The sequence below is a fragment of the Deltaproteobacteria bacterium genome, from assembly GCA_016183235.1.
GTDB lineage: Bacteria > UBA10199 > UBA10199 > DSSB01 > JACPFA01 > JACPFA01.
Genome location: JACPFA010000033.1, coordinates 60,113 through 81,322, shown reverse-complemented (window position 1 = coordinate 81,322; position 21,210 = coordinate 60,113). Strand labels below are relative to the sequence as shown.

The window sequence follows — 21,210 nt, the reverse complement described above, 5'->3', positions numbered from 1 at the left end:
TTTAGAGAAAGTTATTAAACTATGGCAAGCCTAAGGCGGATCCCTCTTTTTTTTCTATTAATTCCTATAGTTGGGTTGTTTGCGGCTTGCGCATCGGCACCTAAACACACTAAAAATACCCATCGCAAACCCGTTCATCATTATAAAAATATTGATGACCTTATTTATAGTGTCAATGAAACCAATCATGCCAAGGTGAAGGGCAAAGTTCGTTATGGCACGAATCGTTCTTTTGATATCCCGGTTGTTTTAAATGACCGAGTCCACAAATGGGTCGATTATTTTACAGGGTCGGGGCGTGGTTTCTTTAATCGTTCACTGGCTCGTTCGGGGCGGTTTTTTCCCTATTATTTTCAAGTGGCCTCTCAATATGGTTTGCCCAAAGATATTGCTTTTTTGAGTTTGATCGAAAGTGGGCTTAATACCCGAGCCACCAGTTGGGCCAGTGCGGTGGGGCCGTGGCAATTCATCCGTTCTACCGGGGCCAACTATGGGTTGCAGGTCGACTACTATATTGATGAGCGGCGAGACATTGAAAAATCTACCCATGCGGCTTTTCGGCATTTGGCCGATTTGCATAAAGAATTTGGGGATTGGTACCTAGCTTTTGCAGCCTATAATGCCGGTGCGGGCAAGGTAAAACGAGCCATTGAAAAATATGGGACCACCAATTTTTGGGAACTCTGTGAAGGTTCTTATTTTCGGCCAGAAACCAAAGATTATGTGCCTAAAATTCTTGCCGCGGCCATTGTTGGTAAAAATCCTCATAAATATGGCTTCACCAACATTGAATCTCAAGTCCCTTTAGCAACTGAAAAAATGCGTACGAGCGAATCAATAGGCTTAGATAACATTGCCCAAGCTGCTGGGGTAGAGGAAGATTTAGTTTATCTATTAAACCCCGAGCTTTATCGGGGCGTCACACCGCCTTATAGTTATCAGGTTAAAGTTCCCAGAGGGACGGCAGTCAAAGTGGCTCATAATCTCGATCGAGTGCGTGACCGCAACCGTCCAAGTCGTCGTATGGTCCGTTATGAAGTTGCCAAAGGGGACACGCTTAAATCAGTCGCTAAACGCTATGGGGTTTCTACCCGAGATATTGTTGCCAATAATTCTAAAAAAACCATCAAGCACCTTAAACGAGGGACTGATTTGTTAATTCCTCAAGCGGGCGAAGGTTCGGGTTGGAGTTTAAGTGGGGCTTCTACTCGGGATGATCTTGCGGCATTGCGGGCCAGACGCCTTTATGGATTGGCTTCGGGTTATGACCCCAGTGGTATTAATGCTACGGGTGGTGGTAAGAAAAAAGTAGAATCGGTGTTGTTGGCCTCTAAAAAAGACAAACTTAAGCAAGAGGTCAATCCAGAAAATGTGCAGAAATTTGCTTCGCTCAATTTAAACGACAATAATCCCATTGCAACCGAAGAAAAAACTTCTGAGGTTGCCAGTAATCCTGCTCCTCTCTCTGTTGTCTCAACAGAAGCCTCGGGCAATTTAGCTTTGGCTGATTTTGATGCAGAACAGGTACAGGTCAGCCCGGCCGTTTTAGATAACGAGCTTAAAAATGCGGTAGCTCAGTTAGAATCAACCCATCCGATTGTATTGAGCGAGGCCAATACGGGCTCGCTTACAACCAAGCCAACGGTTAATACTTCCAAGCCAGCACGTAAAATTTATCATAAAGTGAAAAAGGGCGAGACGTTAACCCTTATTGCCAAACGTTATGATACCAACTTAAACGCATTGATGCAGGCCAATGGCAAATCCGCTAAAAATTTAAAATATGGGACGGTTCTGACCATTCCTTCTGATGCCAAAACTGGCCCTGTTGTCCAATTACCGAAAATAGTGGCCAAAGCAAAAACCAAAAATGTAAAAGCTCATTATCGGGTTAAACACGGGGATACTCTTATTGAGATTGCTCGAACCAATGGCACCACTGTTCAAAAAATTATGAAGACCAATGGAATGAAAAGTTCTACAGTTAAGATTGGTTCTTTGTTAAAAATATAAGAGAGATTGCTTCGGCTTTGCCTCGCAATGACAAGGTTATTCCCTTAAACCTTTAAGTACTTTATAATAATGCCCCTGAGAAATTTTTAGCCATTTGATGGCGGTGTAAGGGCGTTCTCCTGAAGCTAGATGGGCTGCTTTGACGATGCACTCTAGATAGTCTTTAAGATTTTTCTGAGTGTCGTAATGAAATTTTTCTTGGAAGACTGCGGCGTGAGGGTTCGACAATCCAAATTCTTTAATTTTTTTATAGATGGTTGCAATAGACACATCCAGGCTTTTAGCTGTTGCTTGGGGGTTAAAATTGCACTGGGCATAGGCCTTGGCAAAGACAAGCCGTTCATAATCTTGCCAAGCTAAGTTAGGGTCGTAAGGGTTATGGGTATCAATGGGGGTTTCGACCACGGGTTTAATTTTTTGAGATTCAACGTAGCGGGTTGGGTCGATGGTTTGATCGGTTTGGTTACGAATTTGAAAATGACTGGGTAGACACTCGGGCGTTAAGACTTTGCCATCAGAAAGTGCACAAGAGACATGAACAATATTCTCTAATTCGCGAATGTTGCCTGGCCAAGCGTGTTCCATCAAGATTTTCATGAAAGCGCTACTAATTTTAGGGGATTGTTTAAGCTTGTGTTGTTCAGCATAATCCCCCACAAATTTTTCTACCAATAGTGGGATATCTTCTTTTCGCTCTCTTAGGGGTGGCAGGGTTAATTTGATTTGGCAAAGCCGGTAATAAAGATCTTCTCTAAATTTCCCAAGACTTGTAAGTTGGTTTAAATCTTTATGCGAGGCACATAGCACCCTGGCATCAACCTTAACTGGTTGGGAGCCACCTAGCGGGGTGATTTCATTTTCTTGTAAAACCCGAAGCAATTTAACCTGCAAGTTCAAAGGAAGATCGGCGATTTCATCTAAAAAGATAGTGCCGCCGTGGGCCTCTAAAAATAATCCTTTTTTATCTTTGATTGCCCCCGTAAACGCCCCTGCCTTATGACCAAACAATTCACTTTCAATTAAATTTTCAGGAATGGCCCCACAGTTAATGGCCACAAACCGTTTGTCAGCACGAGATTTATGGTTGTAGTGGAGGGCCTTGGCGATGAGTTCTTTTCCGGTTCCGGTTTCTCCTTGGATAAAAACATTGAGATTCGTGTTGGTCACCTTATCCATGACTTGAAAAATTTCATGCATGGCTTTGGTAGAAGACACAATATTTTTGTAACTATAGCGAGTAGGCCCCGCCCCACCTTCTTGAATTAAATTTTGATAATGCTCCACTTCGTCTTGAGTTTTTTTCAGCTTGTCTTCTAACTGGAGAGTCGCGGCTTGTAGTTTTTTAAAGAGGTGAGCATTTTCAATAGCAATACCGGTTTGATCGCAAAAAGCTTCCAGCAGTATTTGATTAACCTTGCCAAACACATTGGCTCGAAATTTGTTGTCGAGATACAACACCCCAATCGTGCGGTTACGAGAGTAAATGGGCAAGCAAAGAATCGACCGTAGTTTTAAAACTAAAACCGACTGGTATTGATTAAAGCGTTCGTCATCGTAGGCGTTGTCGGTTTTAATTGTTTGCCCATTATCGATGGCTTTTTGAGCAATGGTGGTTGAAATTTGTTCTAAAGAAGGGTCGACCTCCATATTGACCCAACATTTTATTTCTAATTGATCAGATTCATTGAGTAATAAAATTAAGCCTCTTTCAGCGCCAGACAATTCCAAGGCATGGTGAAGAATTGATTTTAAGACAAAATCAAGATCGTGTTCAGAATTAATCAATTTAATCAGGCTTAATAATTTTTGATATTCTAGTTCGGTTAGAGTTTCCATGCGGGTATCCCTTTTTTTGTGACCCATGGGTGCAGGTATCGATTTTTTTTCAGGTGGTTTAGAAAAGTTTTCTAGCAGAGTTTTAATTTCTTTATGTTGAGATTCTTCGGTAGCGCTTTGAGTTAACTCATGTTGCAATTCTTTGACTCGATCGGTCTCTTGGCGGAGCAATGAATATTTCAATTGCCCGAGTTTGATCCAAAAAATTTGATTGCGGTTGGCTTCAGAATTTTCAGCTAAGTGCAAGGCATCGCGCAAACAATCGCGGCTTTCTTCCCATCGTTCTAGCTTTAAGTACACATCGGCTAATTCAACCAGGGCACGAATTTCAAAATATTGTTCATGGGCGGTTCGTCCGCCTAAACTTTTTATAATGTTAATGGCGCCCTTCAATAGCACCAAGGCTTCTTCGAGTTGGTTCAATTGGTTTTGAATATTCCCCATGTTGGTCGAAATGGCAGCTTGGCTTTGGAACTCATGGGTTTTTTCAGCGATTCTTAATGCTCTGGAGTAATAATGCAGACTCTCCTGTAGGTCGTTTTTTACATTATAAACATTACCTAGGCCATTGTAGGCCCTGAGTAACAATTCATAATTTTTTATTTCATGGGAGCGTTCCACGCATTCTTTCAAACAATGAATGGTGTTTTCATAATCTTTTAAGTGAAAATAAGTTTCTCCCAAATTATAGAGGGTGCGAGCAATCAGTTGGGCATGGGCAATTTTTTTAAAGAAGATTAAATCTGATTGAAATTGTTGTAGGCCAGCTGAAAAGTTTTGCTGCATGAGCAGCACATTGCCTAAATCATTGTTAACCACTTGGGCTTGGCGGTCTTGTGGCAGTTTTGCCCAAATATCTTGGGTGGTTTGAAAAATGTTTTGCGCCTCTTGGAGGTTACCCTCTTTAATTCGCACTCGACCCAAATAATTTTTAAAGAGCAATTGCCTGGTTAAAAAATCATCTTTATCTTCGAGTAAGGCAAGCCCTGCCACAAAACATTCTTTGGCTTTTTCGAGTTGCTCACCCCGCAAGTAAGTTACGCCGATTTTTTCTAGTAATTCGATTCTCCAAGGTAGGTTAGAGGCCAGATTTTTAAGTTTGGGTAAGAGCGAACGAATTTGGTCAAAGGTTTGGAGGGCTTGAGTAAAAAGATTAAGTTTTTCGTAAATAATTCCCTGTAAGTTAAGTAATTTAGCTTGCAGTTCAACCTCTTGGAGCTTGTAAGATAAAGCGAGTTGAATATTTTGTAAGGCGTTATCGAGCTGGCTCTCTTTTAATTGATGTTCTGCCAATGAGAGAAGCTCTTTGGCTGCGGCTTCGTTGTTTTCAATTCTACCTGCATGATGGAGATAAGTAGTAGGATCGGTTGGTTTAATTATTTTTAACCAACGTTGATGTAGCGAAGGGGCTTCATCTTTTAGTTTGCTTTGTAAGTGGGTTTTTAAAAGTGGATTAGTAAAGTGGTAGGTGAAATCAAGTCTTGCTAAGAGGTCTTTTCCCAATAGATTAAGTAATAGAGGCTCTGAGTTGGGAAGAAGTGCTCGTAGGTCTTTTTGATTAACCGAGCTAGGATGAATAGCCATGAGCTTTAAGATGAGAAGCTCATCCGGTTTAAGATGAGTTAAAAGTTTGTCAAAGTAGTGTTTCATTTGTTCAGGGGGGGGAAGGTTTTCAAATTCCACTCCCAAATCTTCAAAGGTATCTTTAGACCATCGCCCCATGTCATCAAAAAGGCGCTTTTGAGTGATGAGTTCTTGTAAAAGATGCGTGATGAATAAAGGATTGCCATGGGTTCGCTTTTGTAATTCCTGACATAATTGAAGCGGAGGATCGCTTAAGCCCGTGAGTGAGGTGAGGTATTGTTTGATTTCATCAGGTGTAAAGGGAGGCAGTTCAAATTTGTAGCCTTCGATTTCTTCGGGGGCCAGGTGACAGGTGGCCACGATCAAAAGAGGAAAGCGAAAACTTAAAACTAGTAAGTGGAGGTTTTTTAAAGCATCAGGAGTTGCATTGTCGAAAAATAAGACACAAGCTTCTTCTTTTAAAGGCAAGGCAGGTTTACTCAAACTTTGGGTAAAAATCCCTTTGAGTTGGGCTAAAAATTTTAATTCTTTTAAGAGGCGCGTTTTCCCGCTGCCCCTTTCACCCCATAAAATTAGGGTAGAGTTCTGGGGCGTTGCTAAAATATTTTCAAAAGAACGTAAGATTTCTTTGCGCCCGATGAGTTCGGTGTCGGTCGGGAGATAGCTTTGCAGAGTGGCTTCGGTTTCTAAAGGGATTTGTTTGCCAGAGAGTTGATTGAGCGCCTTAAGAGTTAAAGCCGCACTACCTGGGCGGCGGCTGGGATTTTTTGCCATGAGCCTGGCAATCAAAGTAGAAAAATATTCCGGAATGTGAACATTGATTTTTCTTAATTCAGTGGGATGTAGCGATTGTTGCAGCCCTAAAGTTTCGGTTAAAGTAGGGCTGCGAAACGGATTGATGCGTAAGATACATTCATAAAAAGTAACTGCTAAACTATAAAGATCAGAGCGACTGTTGGGTGCAAAGCCAAAGGCTAATTCGGGTGCTACATAAGCCGGGGTACCAAAAAAAGTGTTGTTGGTTTTTAAACCACTCAATCCGAAGTCGATCATTTTCAAAACCCCGGAAGGCTGAACCCGAATATTTTCAGGTTTTAAATCGCAGTGAAAAATTTTTCGACTGTGGATATAAGCTAGGGCACGTAAGGCCTGAATGAAAAGATTTTCAACGGTTTCAAAATGGGCTTCGTGGGTGGCCTCGTAGAGATTATTGCCTTCAATATATTCTGAAACTAAATAATATTGTTGCCGGTTGGGGTCATAGCCAAATTCTTCTAAATTTCCGATGCCAGGGTGATGGAGCTGTTTTAAAACTTGGCACTCCGCCTTAATCGCTTCGAGGGTCGCATTAACATCGTAACCAGGCAGGGCCTCTTTAAAAAGCTTTAAGGCAAGGCATTGGTTTGTTTTTTTGACCAAGAAAACCGTAGATTGTAGGCCTGAGCCCAATTCTTTAATGATTTCATATTGTTGATCAATGGTAGGCAACTTCGGCCCCACTTTCATTCGATAATTTCTATTAAGTAGGCACTTGATTATATAGTTAAAGCGGTTCTTTGTAAAAATATTATATATATAAATTATTTAACAGCATCGATTTTTTGGATAGGGGAAAAGGGGAAGCTCAAGGATAACCAATGGTTATCTCGTTTAAGTTCTAAGATTTTTTTGATGAGATAACCATTGATTGAGCTTTAAATTTTTTTTATAGTAGTTGTGTTAGGGTTTCTGTCATTGCGAACCCAGCAGGGTGAAGCAATCTCTTCTGCCTAACCGAGGGGATTGCTTCGGCCGGCTGGCCTCGCAATGACAAGTGAGTCTTCTAAATTTTCTCGTAGGGGCACCAAAAGGATAGTATAGTGGCTCTTTAACCTGCATAAGGTTAGAGGTGTCTAGTTGATACGATCCATTGAGGGCTTTTTCATGTTCCCAAGCAATTTGCGCCTCCTACGCGCCGCCTTTCTTTTTAGTCTATTTTTAATCCTCAGCAATTGTGGTTCTGCAGCACCGCCGGTTTCTATTCCAGCGCCAACCGTGGCTAATATTACGGTGACACCCGATGGCAGTGGCAGTGTGTATGTGGTGGGCGAGGCCGGGGCCGTGGAAGGTGGGGCTGAGGTTACCATCGAGGTGCAAGATGGCACGAGCTCGATCATCCCATGGCAACAGATTTTGTCTTCAACCGCCTATGCCAGTCAATTTTGCGATACCGCAGAAAGTGATGGTTCATTTGCTTGTTCCATTACGGCCGATGCGGGTGATATCCTTTGTATTCGGCAAACCACCAGTGCGGGTACCAGCGCCAGCTGCGGCAGTATTACGGTGCCGGATGACGCCTTTGCCCATAAGTTATCGCAAATTATTGATGTGTATGTAGATGAAGAAAATAATCGCAGCTACCTTTTAGGGAAAGATTTAAGCGATCAATATACGCTGAAAGTTTTTAGTAATACCGGCACGTCTTTAGAATCGACGTTTGATCTTGTTTCGATCATCAATGATTCTACCATGGAATTAACGAGTGCAACCGCTAAAGACGATGTTATCTTGGTTACAGACTATGCGAATAATAAGCTGCATAAAATTAATCGATCAGCTTCAGCTTTAACCAGTTCTCAGGGTAGTCAATGTACCAATGCCTCACTAAAATATGTGCGTATCGATAGCCCTGGTGCTAGTGGCGCTGATCCTACAGATTATCTTTTGTTATGTGCGGGCACTGACTTTGTTGAGTTAATAAAGTATCTGATTAGCACGGCTTATCCGACGGAGAGTGACCAGGTTTCAAATATCGACGTAGATTCTATTTTAGGTCTTGCAACCTTTGGTAATGAAGGTTGGTTTGTTTATGTTGGTGCAACCGATGGGACAATGGAGTTGGTTATGTTTGAAGACACCCAATTAATCAATGGTAGTACTAATAGTGTGCCCGCCCAATATCGTGCCTTTTCGGCTGGTCAAGTGGTGGGCGCAAGTGCAGTGAAGCGGCCTTTAGGAATTCGCATCTCCGATTCAATCCCTGGTTATTTTGATTCGAATTTTGGTTTTAATGAATTAACATTGCCGGACTCTGTTTTAGCCGTGGATATTGTTTGTGGGGATCGTAGCAGTTGCACTGATCTTTATATGTTAGGCACAGATGGAGTTGTTTATAAATATAGCCCAGCGCAATCTGCAGCAGCTTCGTCTTCGGTGAGCACGCAGGCCATTGATCCAGCGCGTTTAGTCATCGATGAAAGTGCGGGGAAATTGATGGTTATCGATGATGCTGGCCAGGCGATCTTTTGGATTTCTCTCTCCGATTTCTGATGGGCTTGACATTTCATCCCAACCATAAGCATAACAGAATTCGTTGTTTGACGATGAGGAGTGTTTAATGCAAATTCAGATTCATTTTCACGATGTAGAAAGAACCGAAGCTATTGAAAATCATATTGAAGGCGTTATGGGTCACCTTACCAAGTTTGCCGATCCGGATAATGCCCATGTTTATCTTGCGGTGGTTGGGAAAAAACAGAGTTTTCAATGTAAGATTGAATTTCATGCCAATCGCAAGGATTATACGAGCACGGAATTGTCCGACGACATGTATAAATCCATTGATCTAGCCGTGCATAAATTAGAAATGCAGCTGCGCAAAGATCATGACCTGAGGGTATCGCAGCGGCGGCACAATGGTTCCATTAAATCAGCCTAAGGGGCCTCTAAAAAGGACCCATCTGCAGCGTTGCCCGCAAAGCCGCGATCCTCACGTATTTCCATATACGCTCCGGTCGCGTCTTTGCGGGCGCCTTGCATCTGGGCCCTTTTTAGAGGCCCCCTTTTGAGGCTTGCTGATAAATTATGACTCATCATTTAACTCATTTAGAAGAATTAGAATCGGAAAGCATTCATATTATCCGTGAGGTAGTGGCCGAGTTTAAAAACCCGGTCATGCTTTATTCGGTGGGTAAAGATTCTAGTGTGATGGTGCGCTTGGCCCTCAAGGCTTTTTATCCGGGCAAAATTCCCTTTCCACTCATGCACATCGATACGGGTTATAAATTCCCCGAAATGTATGAATTTCGGGATCAATTTATTAAAAGTATTGGGGCTAATCTCATTGTTGAGCGCAACGAAAGTGCCATTGCTGGGAATATGAACCCTTGGCAATATGGTACTGACAAATGTTGTGGGGCCTTAAAAACTACGGGGTTGCTTCAGGCTTTGAGTAAATATGGTTTTGATGCGGCTTTTGGTGGGGCCCGGCGTGAAGAAGAAAAATCACGGGCCAAAGAAAGAATTTATTCTTTTCGCGATGAATTTGGGCAATGGGACCCTAAAAATCAGCGCCCCGAATTGTGGAACCTTTACAACGCGCAAATTAATCCAGGGCAATCGATTCGCGTGTTTCCGCTCTCCAATTGGACAGAGGCCGATATTTGGCATTACATCATGGTGGAAAAAATCCCCGTGGTGCCACTGTATTTTGCTAAAGAACGAGAAGTGATTGTTCGTGGGGAAATGATTTTACCACTGACCGAAAAAAATCCCCCACGACCGGGAGATAAAATTGAAAAAATTGTTTGTCGCTATCGCTCGCTCGGTTGCACCCCTTGTACGGGGGCGATTCGCTCCACGGCCACAACCTTGCAAGAAATTGTCGATGAAACTTTTCATCACAAACGTTCCGAACGAGAAAATCGCGTAATTGACCATGGCTCGGATTCATCGATGGAAGAGAAGAAAAAAGAAGGGTATTTTTAAATGATGGAAGAAAAATCCATTTTACGTTTTACCACTGCCGGGAGTGTTGATGACGGCAAATCAACGCTGATTGGCCGTTTGCTGTATGATGCCCATCAAGTTTACGAAGACCAACTTTCAGCTATTGAAAAAACCGCCCAACGTAAACAAGAAGAACGTGTTAATTTGGCACTGCTCACCGACGGGCTGCGTGCCGAACGAGAACAGGGAATTACGATTGATGTGGCCTATCGCTATTTTTCCACCGACAAACGCAAATTTATTATTGCCGATACCCCAGGGCATGAACAATACACCCGCAATATGGTCACAGGTGCGTCAACCGCTAATCTTTCGATGATTTTGGTCGATGCCCGTAAAGGTTTGTTGCCTCAATCCCGGCGCCATGCCTACATTGCCAATCTATTGGGTATCAAGCATGTTTTAGTGTGTATCAATAAAATGGATTTGGTGGATTGGAAACAAGAGCGCTTCGACGCCATTGTCCAAGAATTTAAAGATTTTGCCCAAACTTTTCAATTAAAAGATTTACGGTTTATCCCCATTTCTGCCCTCAAGGGTGACAATATTGTACGGCGTAGTGACTTGGCACCTTGGTACTCAGGAGAAACTATTTTAGATATTTTAGAAAATATCGAGGTTGAACACGACCGCAATTTAAAAGATTTTCGTATGGCAGTGCAGTATGTCGTTCGCCCTCATTTAGATTATCGGGGCTATGCTGGGCAAATTGCAAGCGGAGTGGTAAAGGTAGGCCAAGCAATACAGGTGTTGCCTTCGGGTCGTCAATCGAAAGTTAAATCGATTGATACCTTCCAAGGCTCTTGGCAAGAAGCCTTCTGCCCTCAATCTATTACCCTCACCCTAGAAGATGAAATTGACATTAGTCGTGGGGACACGTTGGCCGACACAAAAAAAGCACCTCAAGTATCCACCGATTTTTCGGCAACCCTATGTTGGATGGCTGAGGCACCTCTTCAACTTCAAAAAAAATATTCAATCAAACATGGAACCTTGCTGACGAAAGCCATGGTGAAGGCTCTGGATCATCGGGTCGATATCCATACCTTAGAAAAACAACCGGCAACCGAATTGCATCTCAACGAAATTGCGGGCGTGCAAATCAAGACACTCAAACCCCTGGTCTACGATCCCTATGCGTATAATCGCAACACCGGGAATTTCATTCTCATTGATGAACTCACCAACAACACCGTTGCCGCCGGCATAATTAAATAGTCTCCCCTAATTTGCAGCCAACCCCTACTGAAGAGACCCATCGCGGAATCGCCGGGGCCCCTTCTGTCATTGCGAGGAGTCTGCGACGAAGCAATCCCCTCGGTTTAACCGGTGAGATTGCCACGCCCGTTGGGCTCGCAATGACAGAAAGTCCATGCCGGACAGACCCATATGAGGGTCGGCGATGGAGCGCCGGGTCTCTTCAGTAGGGGTTGGCTGCAAATTAGGGGAGACCAGATAAATTTTATTTTGGGATTTTTTTACGATGAAACCATGCGCCTAACAGGCCTACTTGATAAAGTAGGATGATGGGGATTGAGAGTAAGGTTTGAGAAAGCACATCGGGTGGGGTGAGGATGGCGCCTATGATGAAGGCAACGACGATTAAGTAGCGTTGAAACCCCCAGAGGGTTTTGAAAGATACAATCCCTGAAGAAGCTAAGAAATAAATCAATAAAGGCAATTCGAAAATCAAACCAAAGGCCAGTAACATTTGGGCTGCCAGTGAAAAATAATCCGCCATTCGGGGCAAAAGTAAAATGTCGGTTCCTGAAAATAACCCCGAAAAATATTGGAAGGTGATGGGAAAAATATAATGATAACCAAAAAGCGAACCTCCAATAAAAAAGACAGACGAGGTGATGACAAACCCTAGAGTGACTTTTTTTTCTTTGGCTAGTAACCCGGGCGCTACGAATTTCCACAATTGGTAAAATAAAAAGGGTGAGCTTAAAAAGAAACCTGCCAAGAGCGAGGCTTTAAAATAAGTAGTCCAGGCTTCAATGGGGTGGGTGGCTATGAAGTGGGAACCTTCGGGCAGAACCTTTTTTAAGGGAAGGCTTAAATACCCAAAGATTTCTTTAGAAAAATAAAGACAAATTCCAATACCCACTAGCCAACCAAGCAGAGCCGAGATTAAGCGACGGCGCAGTTCGACTAAATGTTGGATTAAAGTGGATTCAGGGTTTTGGTTCATGGGGCTTATCGGCCGGAGGGGGTTTGAGGTTAGGTTTATCGGCAGGGTTCATAGAATCTTTAATTTGCAATTCTATTTCTGTTTTGGTGGAGCGCCAGGCACGCATGAGGTGGCCCAGTCTTTTTCCCAATTCAGGGAGTTGTTTAGGGCCAATAAAAATTAGCGCAACCAACAAAACGACCATCAATTCTGGGGAACTTAAGCCAAACATAGGGCAGGAAATTCTTTTACAGCAAATGGGTTCAGAACACAATGGGACAAATGTGATCTTTCAACCTACCACAAACTAAAGAAGGCCACAAAACTAAAGAAGGCCTCTTGACCCGTAACTTTGTTTAAATTATGCCTATTCGGTGTACGACCATTATTACCTTCAACAATCAAAGGCCATTTATAATCAACTCAAAGAAACCGAGTTACAAGATACTCGCGATCGAGCTGAAAAATTTCTTAAACAAGTAGTTGATCCTGAGAAAATCAAACCAGAATTTCGCCTTCACGTGGCCGATCTTCGTTATTGTTTGAGTCATTATCAACGCCTGCTCGATGCCGAAGAAAAGATTTTGGCCAATGCCCCTTATGAAATAAAAACCAAAATGGAAAAAGAGCTGCTGACGATTTATGGCGATAAAATTGTAGACGATATCAATCACTACGCCAAACTTATGGAGCCCTTGTGCCAAGGGCTTTCTCCAGCAGAGCACTTTATTTACAAAACCTATTTTCAAGAACAACTTTTAGGATTTGTCACTTTTTGTTCAGCCTTTTCCACCCGTGCTATTCTCAAACCCCATGGTTATGCTGGCGATTTTATCATGATGGAAATGCTTTGTGATGATAATGTTTATGTGGGTAAAACTTTGTTTGAAAAATGCTGCCATCGCTTCAGTGTGACTTCACCTTCGGGGGCTCCGGTCAAAAATCGGCTTAAAGTTATGTATGATGTTTTAGTGGCAACCATACAAGCGGCGCTAAAATCCAAAGATACCGTGCGTGTGTTAGATTTAGCCTGTGGGCCTTCGATTCCGTTCCAACACTTTATGACAACCCCCGAGAGTAATCAGGTAGAGGCCTTTTTTCTCGACCAAGACACCGATGCCATTGAGAGGCTGCAACATCGGTTGCGCAATTTACAAGAACAATACCAACGCCGTACCCGATTTGCATTTTTTAACCAGCCCATTCAAAAAATGTTATCAGATCCCGAAACCATGGGGCAATTGAACGGCCAAGATTTAATTATTAGTTCAGGGCTGTTTGATTATCTCGATGACAATCTTTCCAAAATGCTCTTACAAGTATTGTATTCGATGTTGAATCCTAAGGGGGTATTGTTAGTAGGTAATCTTTGCCCAGCAGAAACGACTAAAATCTTTCAATGGTATGTGAATGAATGGCCGTTGAATTTTCGCACTCGCGAAGAACTAGCTGCTCTGGCCCCAGCAGATTCCAAACCGGAAATCCTAGCAGAAGAATTAGGCTTTAATCTTTTTCTTAAGGTTATAAAAAATGATTACTAACCAGTCGGTCGTATGGGCTACAGATTGCGAGGGTTATGGAGTGAGACAAGGAAGATGAACAAAAAGCGCGGAGGCGTAGCCATAGCTACGTCGAGCACTTTTTGTGAAATCTGACACAGTCGCAGCCCATAAACCGAAGTAAGCTGTAGCCCATACGGCCGACTGGTTAGTAATTTACCAGCGTGGGAAAAAGGCATCAGGCATGAGGCCTACGGTTGAAGCATTCGAACCATCTAAATTGGAAATAACGATATTTCCGCCATTGGCCCCTAAATTATTGATGTAAACCACTTGGAGTGGATTTCCATTAGAATTAACCCATGGTTCATAAGGGATGTTTTGCCCGTCAGCGGTTAATTTTTTGGATTGTGGAGTATTTAAATCAAAAGAATAAAGGCTAGCTTGGTTGTAATAGTATAAAATATTTTTATTATAATCGATGCTAATATCTTCGCCTCTTATTCCTAAATCACGAGGTTGTGCATTACCTGCAATGTTGACCTCAAAAATCTTAAAAACACTTTGGTCTTGTTCGATCACCTCGCCAACAAAATAGACTTTTTGATTGTCTTTAGAAAAAATAGGGTCTTCATCTTGACGGCCCAGATCGGCTAACAAAGTTTGTTCGCCCGTTGCAACGTTAAGAAGAAAAATATCAAACGCGTAAACTTCATTGTATTGATTGGGGGCAGCCCTTCGAGTTGAAGCAAAGGCAATCCACTTACCATCGGGAGACCATGCGGGCGTCCAATCGTGGCCAAGGCTATTGGTTAAAGGTGCCAAACCGCTACCATCCGCATTAGCCACCCATAAGTCTAAATCTTTCGTGGCATCTCCATCTCGGTTAGAAGCAAAAACAATTTTTGTTTTGTCTTGGTTCCAAGAAGGCATGAGGCTTGTGGTTCCGGCATCCTGAACCAGGGTTCTAGATGTTTTAGTATCTGGGTTTAGAATTTCGATGAAGGGTCCGCCGTTTTGTAACGAGGGGCCACCTAGAAAATTATTGAGGATAATATTGCGGGTATAAACAATGAGGTTAGCCGTATTTGCAGGCGGTGGAGTGGGTGGTGGAGTGGGCTGCGAAGTGGATCGTGGAGTGGGTGATGGAGTGGGCTGAGGCTTCTTAGGTGGTGGTTGAAACATAGGGCCCATGGGAGGGAAAAATGGCGCCTTCAAAGTTGGACCAAACAATGAGGGGAATGAAGTCGCAGGCGGTGGAGTAGGCTTGTTTTGCCCTTGGGTAAGGGTTTCTTGTTGGTTCGTCGGTTCTTGGCTGCCTCCACAGGAACTCATTGCAAGCAGACTTAAAGCTATGAAAATGACCCCCAGGTTACATTTTGTGCAGGCCCACATGTCATGATTTTAGTCGGTGTAACAACATTTTGTCAATGTACGTTTTTTTGAACATGAATTGGATCATGCCGCTAACTGATTTAAATCATTCATTTTTTTACCATAAAAAAGGCAGTTCTTAAGAAACAAAAGCCCTTTTTAACCGATGACTACTTATGGATTTACTTCCATATCCAGATAGACAATTTTTTACTCTTCTTTTTTGTACCATCCTGCTTTTTTTAGCAGGTTGTGGAAGGGACACCTACACTTTAGAAGACCTTTTAAACGAGTCCAACCCCCCAGCGAGTCTTGACCCAAACCTAGATGTTTCTCTTGAGCTTCCTTATCCTCACCCCGCTGATTGGGTTAGTCCCTCCATGCACGGGCAAGAATTTTTAAACGATAACCTAGGGGAGGTGTGTTTGGCCTGTCATAAGATGCGGCAAGGGGCACCCGATTGTAAAAGTTGTCACAGTTTATTTCCGCATGAAGAAAATTGGGAATTAGCAAACGTTCACGGTCAACAAGCTGAAAAAGCCGCCAAAGAACAATGCCAAGGCTGTCATGGGGAAAATTTTCAAGGCAATGAAGTGCCGAGTAAAAATTGTTTTTCTTGTCACGATACCTATCCTCATCCAGAAAATTGGAAAAATTCTGATCAACACGGTGCATTGGTTATTGATCCACAGGTAAGACAAGAGAAGTGTGCTACTTCTTGTCATGGCAGCAAATTAGAAGGGGGTCTTTCGGGGGTTGCTTGCAAAAGTTGTCATGAAGGGGTTTTCCCTCATGAAGGAAACTGGAAATTGGCAAACATTCACGGCCAACAAGCTGAAAAAGCCGCCAAAGAAAAATGCCAAGTCTGTCATGGGGAAAATTTTCAAGGCAATGAAGTGCCGAGCAAAAATTGTTTTTCTTGTCACGGCACCTATCCTCATCCAGAAAATTGGGTAAGTTCTGATCAGCATGGTGCGCTATCAGCCGATCCTAAAGTGCGACAGGAAAAATGTGCGACATCTTGCCACGGCACCAAATTAGAAGGGGGGCTTTCAGGCGTTTCTTGTAAAGGATGTCACGAGGGTGTTTTCCCCCATGACAAAGGTTGGAAAACAGATCATCGCCAGGCTTATCAAGAATTTGGGCCTGCGATATGTCAACAATGCCACGGGGATGATTTCAAAAAAGTTTTGGGGGATAAAAATTGTTTTTCTTGTCACAACTATCCCCACCTTAATGATTGGAAAAATTCCCACGATGAAGTGGTGCGTGATGACTTAAATAAAAATGTTATCACCTGTCAGGGCTGCCATGGTTTTGATTTAGCAAAAGTTAAACCCAACGGTAAAAACTGTTTTACGTGTCATCCCTCTTATCCACATGCTACCAAGACAGGCCTTTACACTCTAGAAGATACCAGTTTGTGGAAGCTATATGAATTTCACGGCGACTATACTCTGTCGCACGACAAGAGTGAGTGTACTCAATGCCACGGCGACGATCTTAAAGGGGGGCAAAACCCCAGTTGTTATGGCTGTCACGAAGAATATCCGCACGCCGCCAATTGGGGCCCTAATGCTGGGGAAGCCAATATTCATAAAGATTTTGTATTAGCGAATACAGCTAATTCTTGTGCCACGGTGCGATGCCACGGTGATAATCTCATTCCAGGGCCAAAGACTAAAGGCCCCGATTGTCGAAGTTGCCACGAAGACTATCCCCATAGCCCATGGAATCAAGGTTGGAAGTTATCGCATGGGCAGGCAGCCAGAGCCGATATTGATCGTTGCAAAACCTGCCATGGTTCTAATTTAGATCAGTTCCCAGAGGGGGCCAAAACTTGTCAAGAATGTCACCCCAGTTTTCTGAAACACAAATCAGCAAAAATAGATCCAGCAGCGACTCTCGAACACTGGCCTAAGTTTGAAGGGCATGCGCAGTATATTAAAACGAGTAATGCCGAAGATAAGATGGCCGAATGTCGGCTTTGTCACGGGGGTGATTATTCGGGTGGGGTAACGCAAGTGAGTTGCCAAAGCTGTCACCCTAGCTATCCACATATTCCCAATTGGGATGCCAAAGTTAAACATGGGACCTACACGTTCGAACTAACCAAGGTTGATGGAAAACCAGATTCTTGCCGCCTGTGTCATAATGAAGGGCAAATAAAATGCAGCAATTGTCATGGCGATGATCTTAAGGGAGGCAACTCAGGTATTTCTTGTTTCAAATGCCACGAAAATTATCCGCACATTCAAGGTCACAATGGCAACAACCGTTGGGAAAAGGGCAAGGTGCATGGTGCAGAGGCCTACGATGATGGTAAGCAATCGTGTGATACGGTCAATTGTCATGGTTCTTCTTTTGAAGGTAGTGACCTGGCACCTTCTTGTTATGAATGCCATGCCTTATATCCGCATCGGCAAAGTGATTGGTTGAGCCCTGCGCCTAAAACCGAACATGCGCTTACTTTCTTAAAAGAACGCAAAACCGATGCAAAAGTTTGCAGCACCTGTCACGGCGAAGATTATGATCGCACCGATGAAGGGGTACGCCCTAAACTTAACTGTGAACGCATCGGCTGCCATGATTCAAAAGAAGGGGTGACCCATGTTGGGCAATGGGCCAAAGGTGAGGGCCACGGATTTTATTATTCGAAGTCTAATCAAAATTGCTTGAAATGTCACGGTGAGGTTGTGGGGTTTAGCTCGAACCAACAAAGCAAAGCCGACCTTGCTCTGAATAATTTGCAAGGCGTGCCTTCTTGTTATGAATGTCACACCGCCTATCCCCATGTGTCTTATGATAATTCCCCTTGGGTATCTACTAATAGCCCTGGGCATACTGCGTTTATGCACTTCAGCCCTTTATTTGTGAATGCAGAAGGCATGAGCCCCGCCGAAAATATTCATTACGATACCCGCACCATTCCAGCCATTCAAAACACGTGTAGTAAGGGAAATTTGGGCCTTTGTCACAACCAGGCCCATGAGCCCAAAACTACTTATCAAGAACCTGTATGTCAGGAGTGTCACCATGGGGGATAAAGGGCCATTAGCGGTTGGAGCAACTTCGGAGCCTGCAGTCATTACTTACAATCTCAATCCCCGGGTGGGTTCTTTTTTACAAGAAGATCACTATGCGGGGCTTTTTGACTTTGATGGTTGGGTAGCTTTATATGAGAAAGCCAAGGCTTTTTTAAGAATAGGCGGAGTGACCGAAGATAATCGTGGAGAGGGGAATTATAAACTTTTTGTCGATCAAGCTTATGCCCAATATTCTTGGAGATCGGGAGCAGTTCAAGCCGGGCGGCTTTTTTTATTAGACCATGGTGCGCCTTTATCGCTCGATGGGGTAGCCGGGCGGTTTGTTATCGCGCCTTGGCTTGGGTTTGATGCGTATGTAGGTTGGCCTGTCGATCTTTATTCTGAAGTTCATGATGATTCTCCTAGCGTGGGGGCAAAACTTTCTCTGCGACCCATCGATGGGTTAATCTTTTACACTCGAGCTGATTACCGCAAGCCCTTTCCAGACCTAGAAACTGTGGATGTTGGTCTAGGCGGTGCTTATTCTCATCCAGGCCTTGGTTCCCTTCAAGGTATGGTTGACATCGATCCCTTGTCAGAAAGCGTCACTAAAGGGGCGGCTCGATTGACCGTTCTTACCGATTCCACGTGGCGAGTTTGGGTGGCTTATCAATACGATCAAAACCCTTTAGCGTCTTTACTAAAGGGGCATCCCTTAGAAGTTTTATTTCCAGGGGGTCAGGTCTATGTGGATGGAGAAAAAGTAGCGGATGGGCCAACCAGCTTACCTCGACATCAGGTGGATCTGGCCGGAGCCTTGTCTTTTGATTTTCCAGGTGCCTACCGTCTTGAGGTCATGACGGTAGCTGGCCTTTTAATGCGTGAGAGTGAATTAGATGGCTATCAACTCAATGCAGATATTCGATTTTCATTATTAGATTATTTTACCCAAATGGGTTTAACCGGGATGAGGCGTGACAGCGAAACCGATGGGGGACTTAGCCAACTAGCTTTGAACGTTCGTACCACCTTGGGCCCTGTTGTTTTATTAGCCACGGGTTATTTAAATTATGTAGAGCCAGCCGATATTCTTTCTCTGCCACCTTTTGATGTACCCGCAGAATTTTATATGCCAAGCCCGGGGCAACCCTATCAACCCGAGGATCAGCTGTCAGGTGGGGGTAGGGTCTCTGCTGAAGTTGCTATTGGGGAGGGATTTTATGTTGCACCTGTTGCGGAGGTTTTGACCCCAGCCTCAACTTTTGGGGGTTCTGGTATAGATGTAAGAGGGCTTGTGCAAATTGCCTGGAGACCTTCTCCGAAAGAAACTCCGAGCAGCTATGCCCTTAATGTGCCCGTTTCGCCTCGGGATGCAGCGGCGCCTTTTGCGCTCAAGCATGTTCCCCATTTTGCGACTCCCGGTTATTCAGGTACTACCTATTTAGACATGGACGACAATTGCAGCACTTGTCATAGGCCCAAGGATTCTGGCCAATTACGCCCAAAAGAGAAAGTATGTGTAAGTTGTCATGACGAAATAGAAGAAAAGAATTGTGACTATTGCCATACCGAAAAACCCTCTGCACAAATTCCACCTAACATCGATCATCGTATTTATGGGCAGCATACCACGGGCGCTTTAGGTGTTGCCTGCCCCACTTGCCATACCGATAATGGAGAAGGTGTGCCTACGCTTCCATCTAAGGGAGCCGAAGGGACATGTAACACCTGTCACACGAAGAGGCAGGTGGTGGTGCATCCTGAAGCTAATTGGAAATCAACCCATCAATACTCAACCGATCAAGCTTTGCTCGCAACAAGCGCTGTGCCGTTGGCGCAATGCAGTCATTGTCATCAACCCGTTAAAATAGAGGGCCCCGTTAATCCCACGACAACGTGCCTTGAATGTCACAAACCCAGAGAACCTCTCGAGGCCTACAGTCGCAATCACCTCGGCAGCTTCCAAGGGCACGGAGCAAGCTTTTGGGCCAATCCGTCAGAATGCAGCACTTGTCATTCAGGTTCAGGTGCCTGCCTAGCTTGTCATGGTAAAAACGACCTCACCCCCGAAACCGCCTCTCCTGATAAACGCTACCATGCAATGGGATGGATCGATCGTTGGTCCCCCGTTTTTCACGGAAACGATTTTCGAGCTGAAAGCTTGAAAGCAAGTTGCGCCACCGCCTGCCACACCGGAAATACCTGTGGCACTTGTCATCAAAGATAGCTAAGTGGTCAAGCGTTGCAGAATTTTTGCCCCTTGTTTTTCGTCGATGATTAAGAATTTTTTTTCTTCAGGATCAAAAGCATAGACGTTGCCAGCTGCAATATCAAACCACCATCCATGAAGACGCAATGTGCCTGCTTTTAAATGATCTAATACTTCAGGGTAGGTTTTTAAGTTTTCCAGCTGACTCATTACATTGAGCTGAGAAAGCTGCTCAGTTGCAGGCAGTGAATCATTAAAAGTTTTACCTAAATGAAAGGTACCTTTTGCTTTTTGTCCATGGCGTAGCCACTGTTTTAATTGAGGGGTTGCCTTTTCTTCATTTAAAAGTGCCGTCATGCCAGCGCAGTGAGAATGACCACAAACAATAATATCTTTTACTTTGAGGGTATCAACGGCGATTTCAATGGCTGCCCCTTCTGAGGTTTGAGTTGTTGTTGTGTTTTGATAGGGTGGAACTAAATTGCCAGGATTTCTTATCACAAACAAATCCCCAGGGTCTGTTGAGGCAAAAAGATTAGGAACCACCCGGCTATCTGAGCAAGCAATCATTAAGGTGTCGGGTGATTGGCCATTACCTAATTGGGCAAATTGATGGCGCAAGCCCGGCAAAATATTTTTATGAAAATTAATAACGCCCTGAACCATTTTAAGCATAGCTTACCTCATCAAATCCTATTAAAGAGTAAATGTTCAACAGCATAAGTAAAG

Annotated in this window: 13 protein-coding genes; 8 read left to right on the top strand and 5 right to left on the bottom strand. The window is 43.7% G+C overall.

Features of this window, described 5'->3' with window-relative positions; translation table 11 throughout:
* The first annotated feature begins 21 nt into the window (after nt 1–21).
* Complete coding sequence (locus HYU97_08355; protein MBI2336753.1) at nt 22–2,013, top strand: LysM peptidoglycan-binding domain-containing protein; 1,992 nt, start codon at nt 22–24, stop codon at nt 2,011–2,013.
* Nucleotides 2,014–2,049: 36 nt separating this feature from the next.
* Here HYU97_08355 and HYU97_08350 read toward each other — a convergent pair whose 3' ends face one another.
* Nucleotides 2,050–6,939: a sigma 54-interacting transcriptional regulator gene (locus HYU97_08350; GenBank protein ID MBI2336752.1), complete on the bottom strand. Its 4,890-nt coding sequence runs from the start codon at nt 6,937–6,939 to the stop codon at nt 2,050–2,052.
* Between the two features lie 417 nt (nt 6,940–7,356).
* Here HYU97_08350 and HYU97_08345 point away from each other — a divergent pair, with 417 nt between their 5' ends.
* The 4 genes from HYU97_08345 to cysN all read left to right on the top strand — a co-directional run bounded on the left by HYU97_08345 (nt 7,357) and on the right by cysN (nt 11,418).
* Complete coding sequence (locus HYU97_08345) at nt 7,357–8,742, top strand: hypothetical protein (GenBank protein MBI2336751.1); 1,386 nt, start codon at nt 7,357–7,359, stop codon at nt 8,740–8,742.
* Between the two features lie 67 nt (nt 8,743–8,809).
* The gene (gene raiA, locus HYU97_08340) at nt 8,810–9,130 is read left to right on the top strand and encodes a ribosome-associated translation inhibitor RaiA (protein MBI2336750.1); all 321 of its coding nucleotides are present in this window, start codon (nt 8,810–8,812) and stop codon (nt 9,128–9,130) included.
* 146 nt (nt 9,131–9,276) lie between these two features.
* Entirely contained in the window at nt 9,277–10,179 is a 903-nt protein-coding gene (gene cysD, locus HYU97_08335) for a sulfate adenylyltransferase subunit CysD (GenBank protein MBI2336749.1), read from the top strand.
* Nucleotides 10,180–11,418, top strand: coding sequence for a sulfate adenylyltransferase subunit CysN (gene cysN / locus HYU97_08330; protein MBI2336748.1), 1,239 nt, complete (start codon nt 10,180–10,182; stop codon nt 11,416–11,418).
* Between the two features lie 244 nt (nt 11,419–11,662).
* Here the strand turns inward: cysN and tatC are convergent, their stop codons facing one another.
* On the bottom strand, nt 11,663–12,394 hold the full coding sequence (gene tatC, locus HYU97_08325) for a twin-arginine translocase subunit TatC (GenBank protein MBI2336747.1): 732 nt from the start codon (nt 12,392–12,394) through the stop codon (nt 11,663–11,665).
* Entirely contained in the window at nt 12,378–12,605 is a 228-nt protein-coding gene (locus HYU97_08320) for a twin-arginine translocase TatA/TatE family subunit (protein MBI2336746.1), read from the bottom strand. The genes tatC and HYU97_08320 overlap by 17 nt, the downstream gene beginning before the upstream one ends.
* A 142-nt stretch (nt 12,606–12,747) precedes the next feature.
* On the opposite strand from HYU97_08320, the gene HYU97_08315 reads away from it, so the two are divergent.
* On the top strand, nt 12,748–13,914 hold the full coding sequence (locus HYU97_08315) for a hypothetical protein (GenBank protein MBI2336745.1): 1,167 nt from the start codon (nt 12,748–12,750) through the stop codon (nt 13,912–13,914).
* A gap of 174 nt (nt 13,915–14,088) precedes the next feature.
* Here the strand turns inward: HYU97_08315 and HYU97_08310 are convergent, their stop codons facing one another.
* Entirely contained in the window at nt 14,089–15,267 is a 1,179-nt protein-coding gene (locus HYU97_08310) for a PD40 domain-containing protein (GenBank protein ID MBI2336744.1), read from the bottom strand.
* A 155-nt stretch (nt 15,268–15,422) separates the two neighbouring features.
* Between HYU97_08310 and HYU97_08305 the strand changes: the two genes are divergently transcribed.
* Nucleotides 15,423–18,293, top strand: coding sequence for a hypothetical protein (locus HYU97_08305; GenBank protein ID MBI2336743.1), 2,871 nt, complete (start codon nt 15,423–15,425; stop codon nt 18,291–18,293).
* Entirely contained in the window at nt 18,283–20,499 is a 2,217-nt protein-coding gene (locus HYU97_08300; protein MBI2336742.1) for a hypothetical protein, read from the top strand. Before HYU97_08305 ends, HYU97_08300 begins: the two co-directional genes overlap by 11 nt.
* Here the strand turns inward: HYU97_08300 and HYU97_08295 are convergent, their stop codons facing one another.
* A complete protein-coding gene (locus HYU97_08295; GenBank protein MBI2336741.1) occupies nt 20,500–21,156 on the bottom strand; it encodes a carbonic anhydrase in 657 nt (218 codons plus the stop codon).
* Nucleotides 21,157–21,210: the final 54 nt, after the last annotated feature.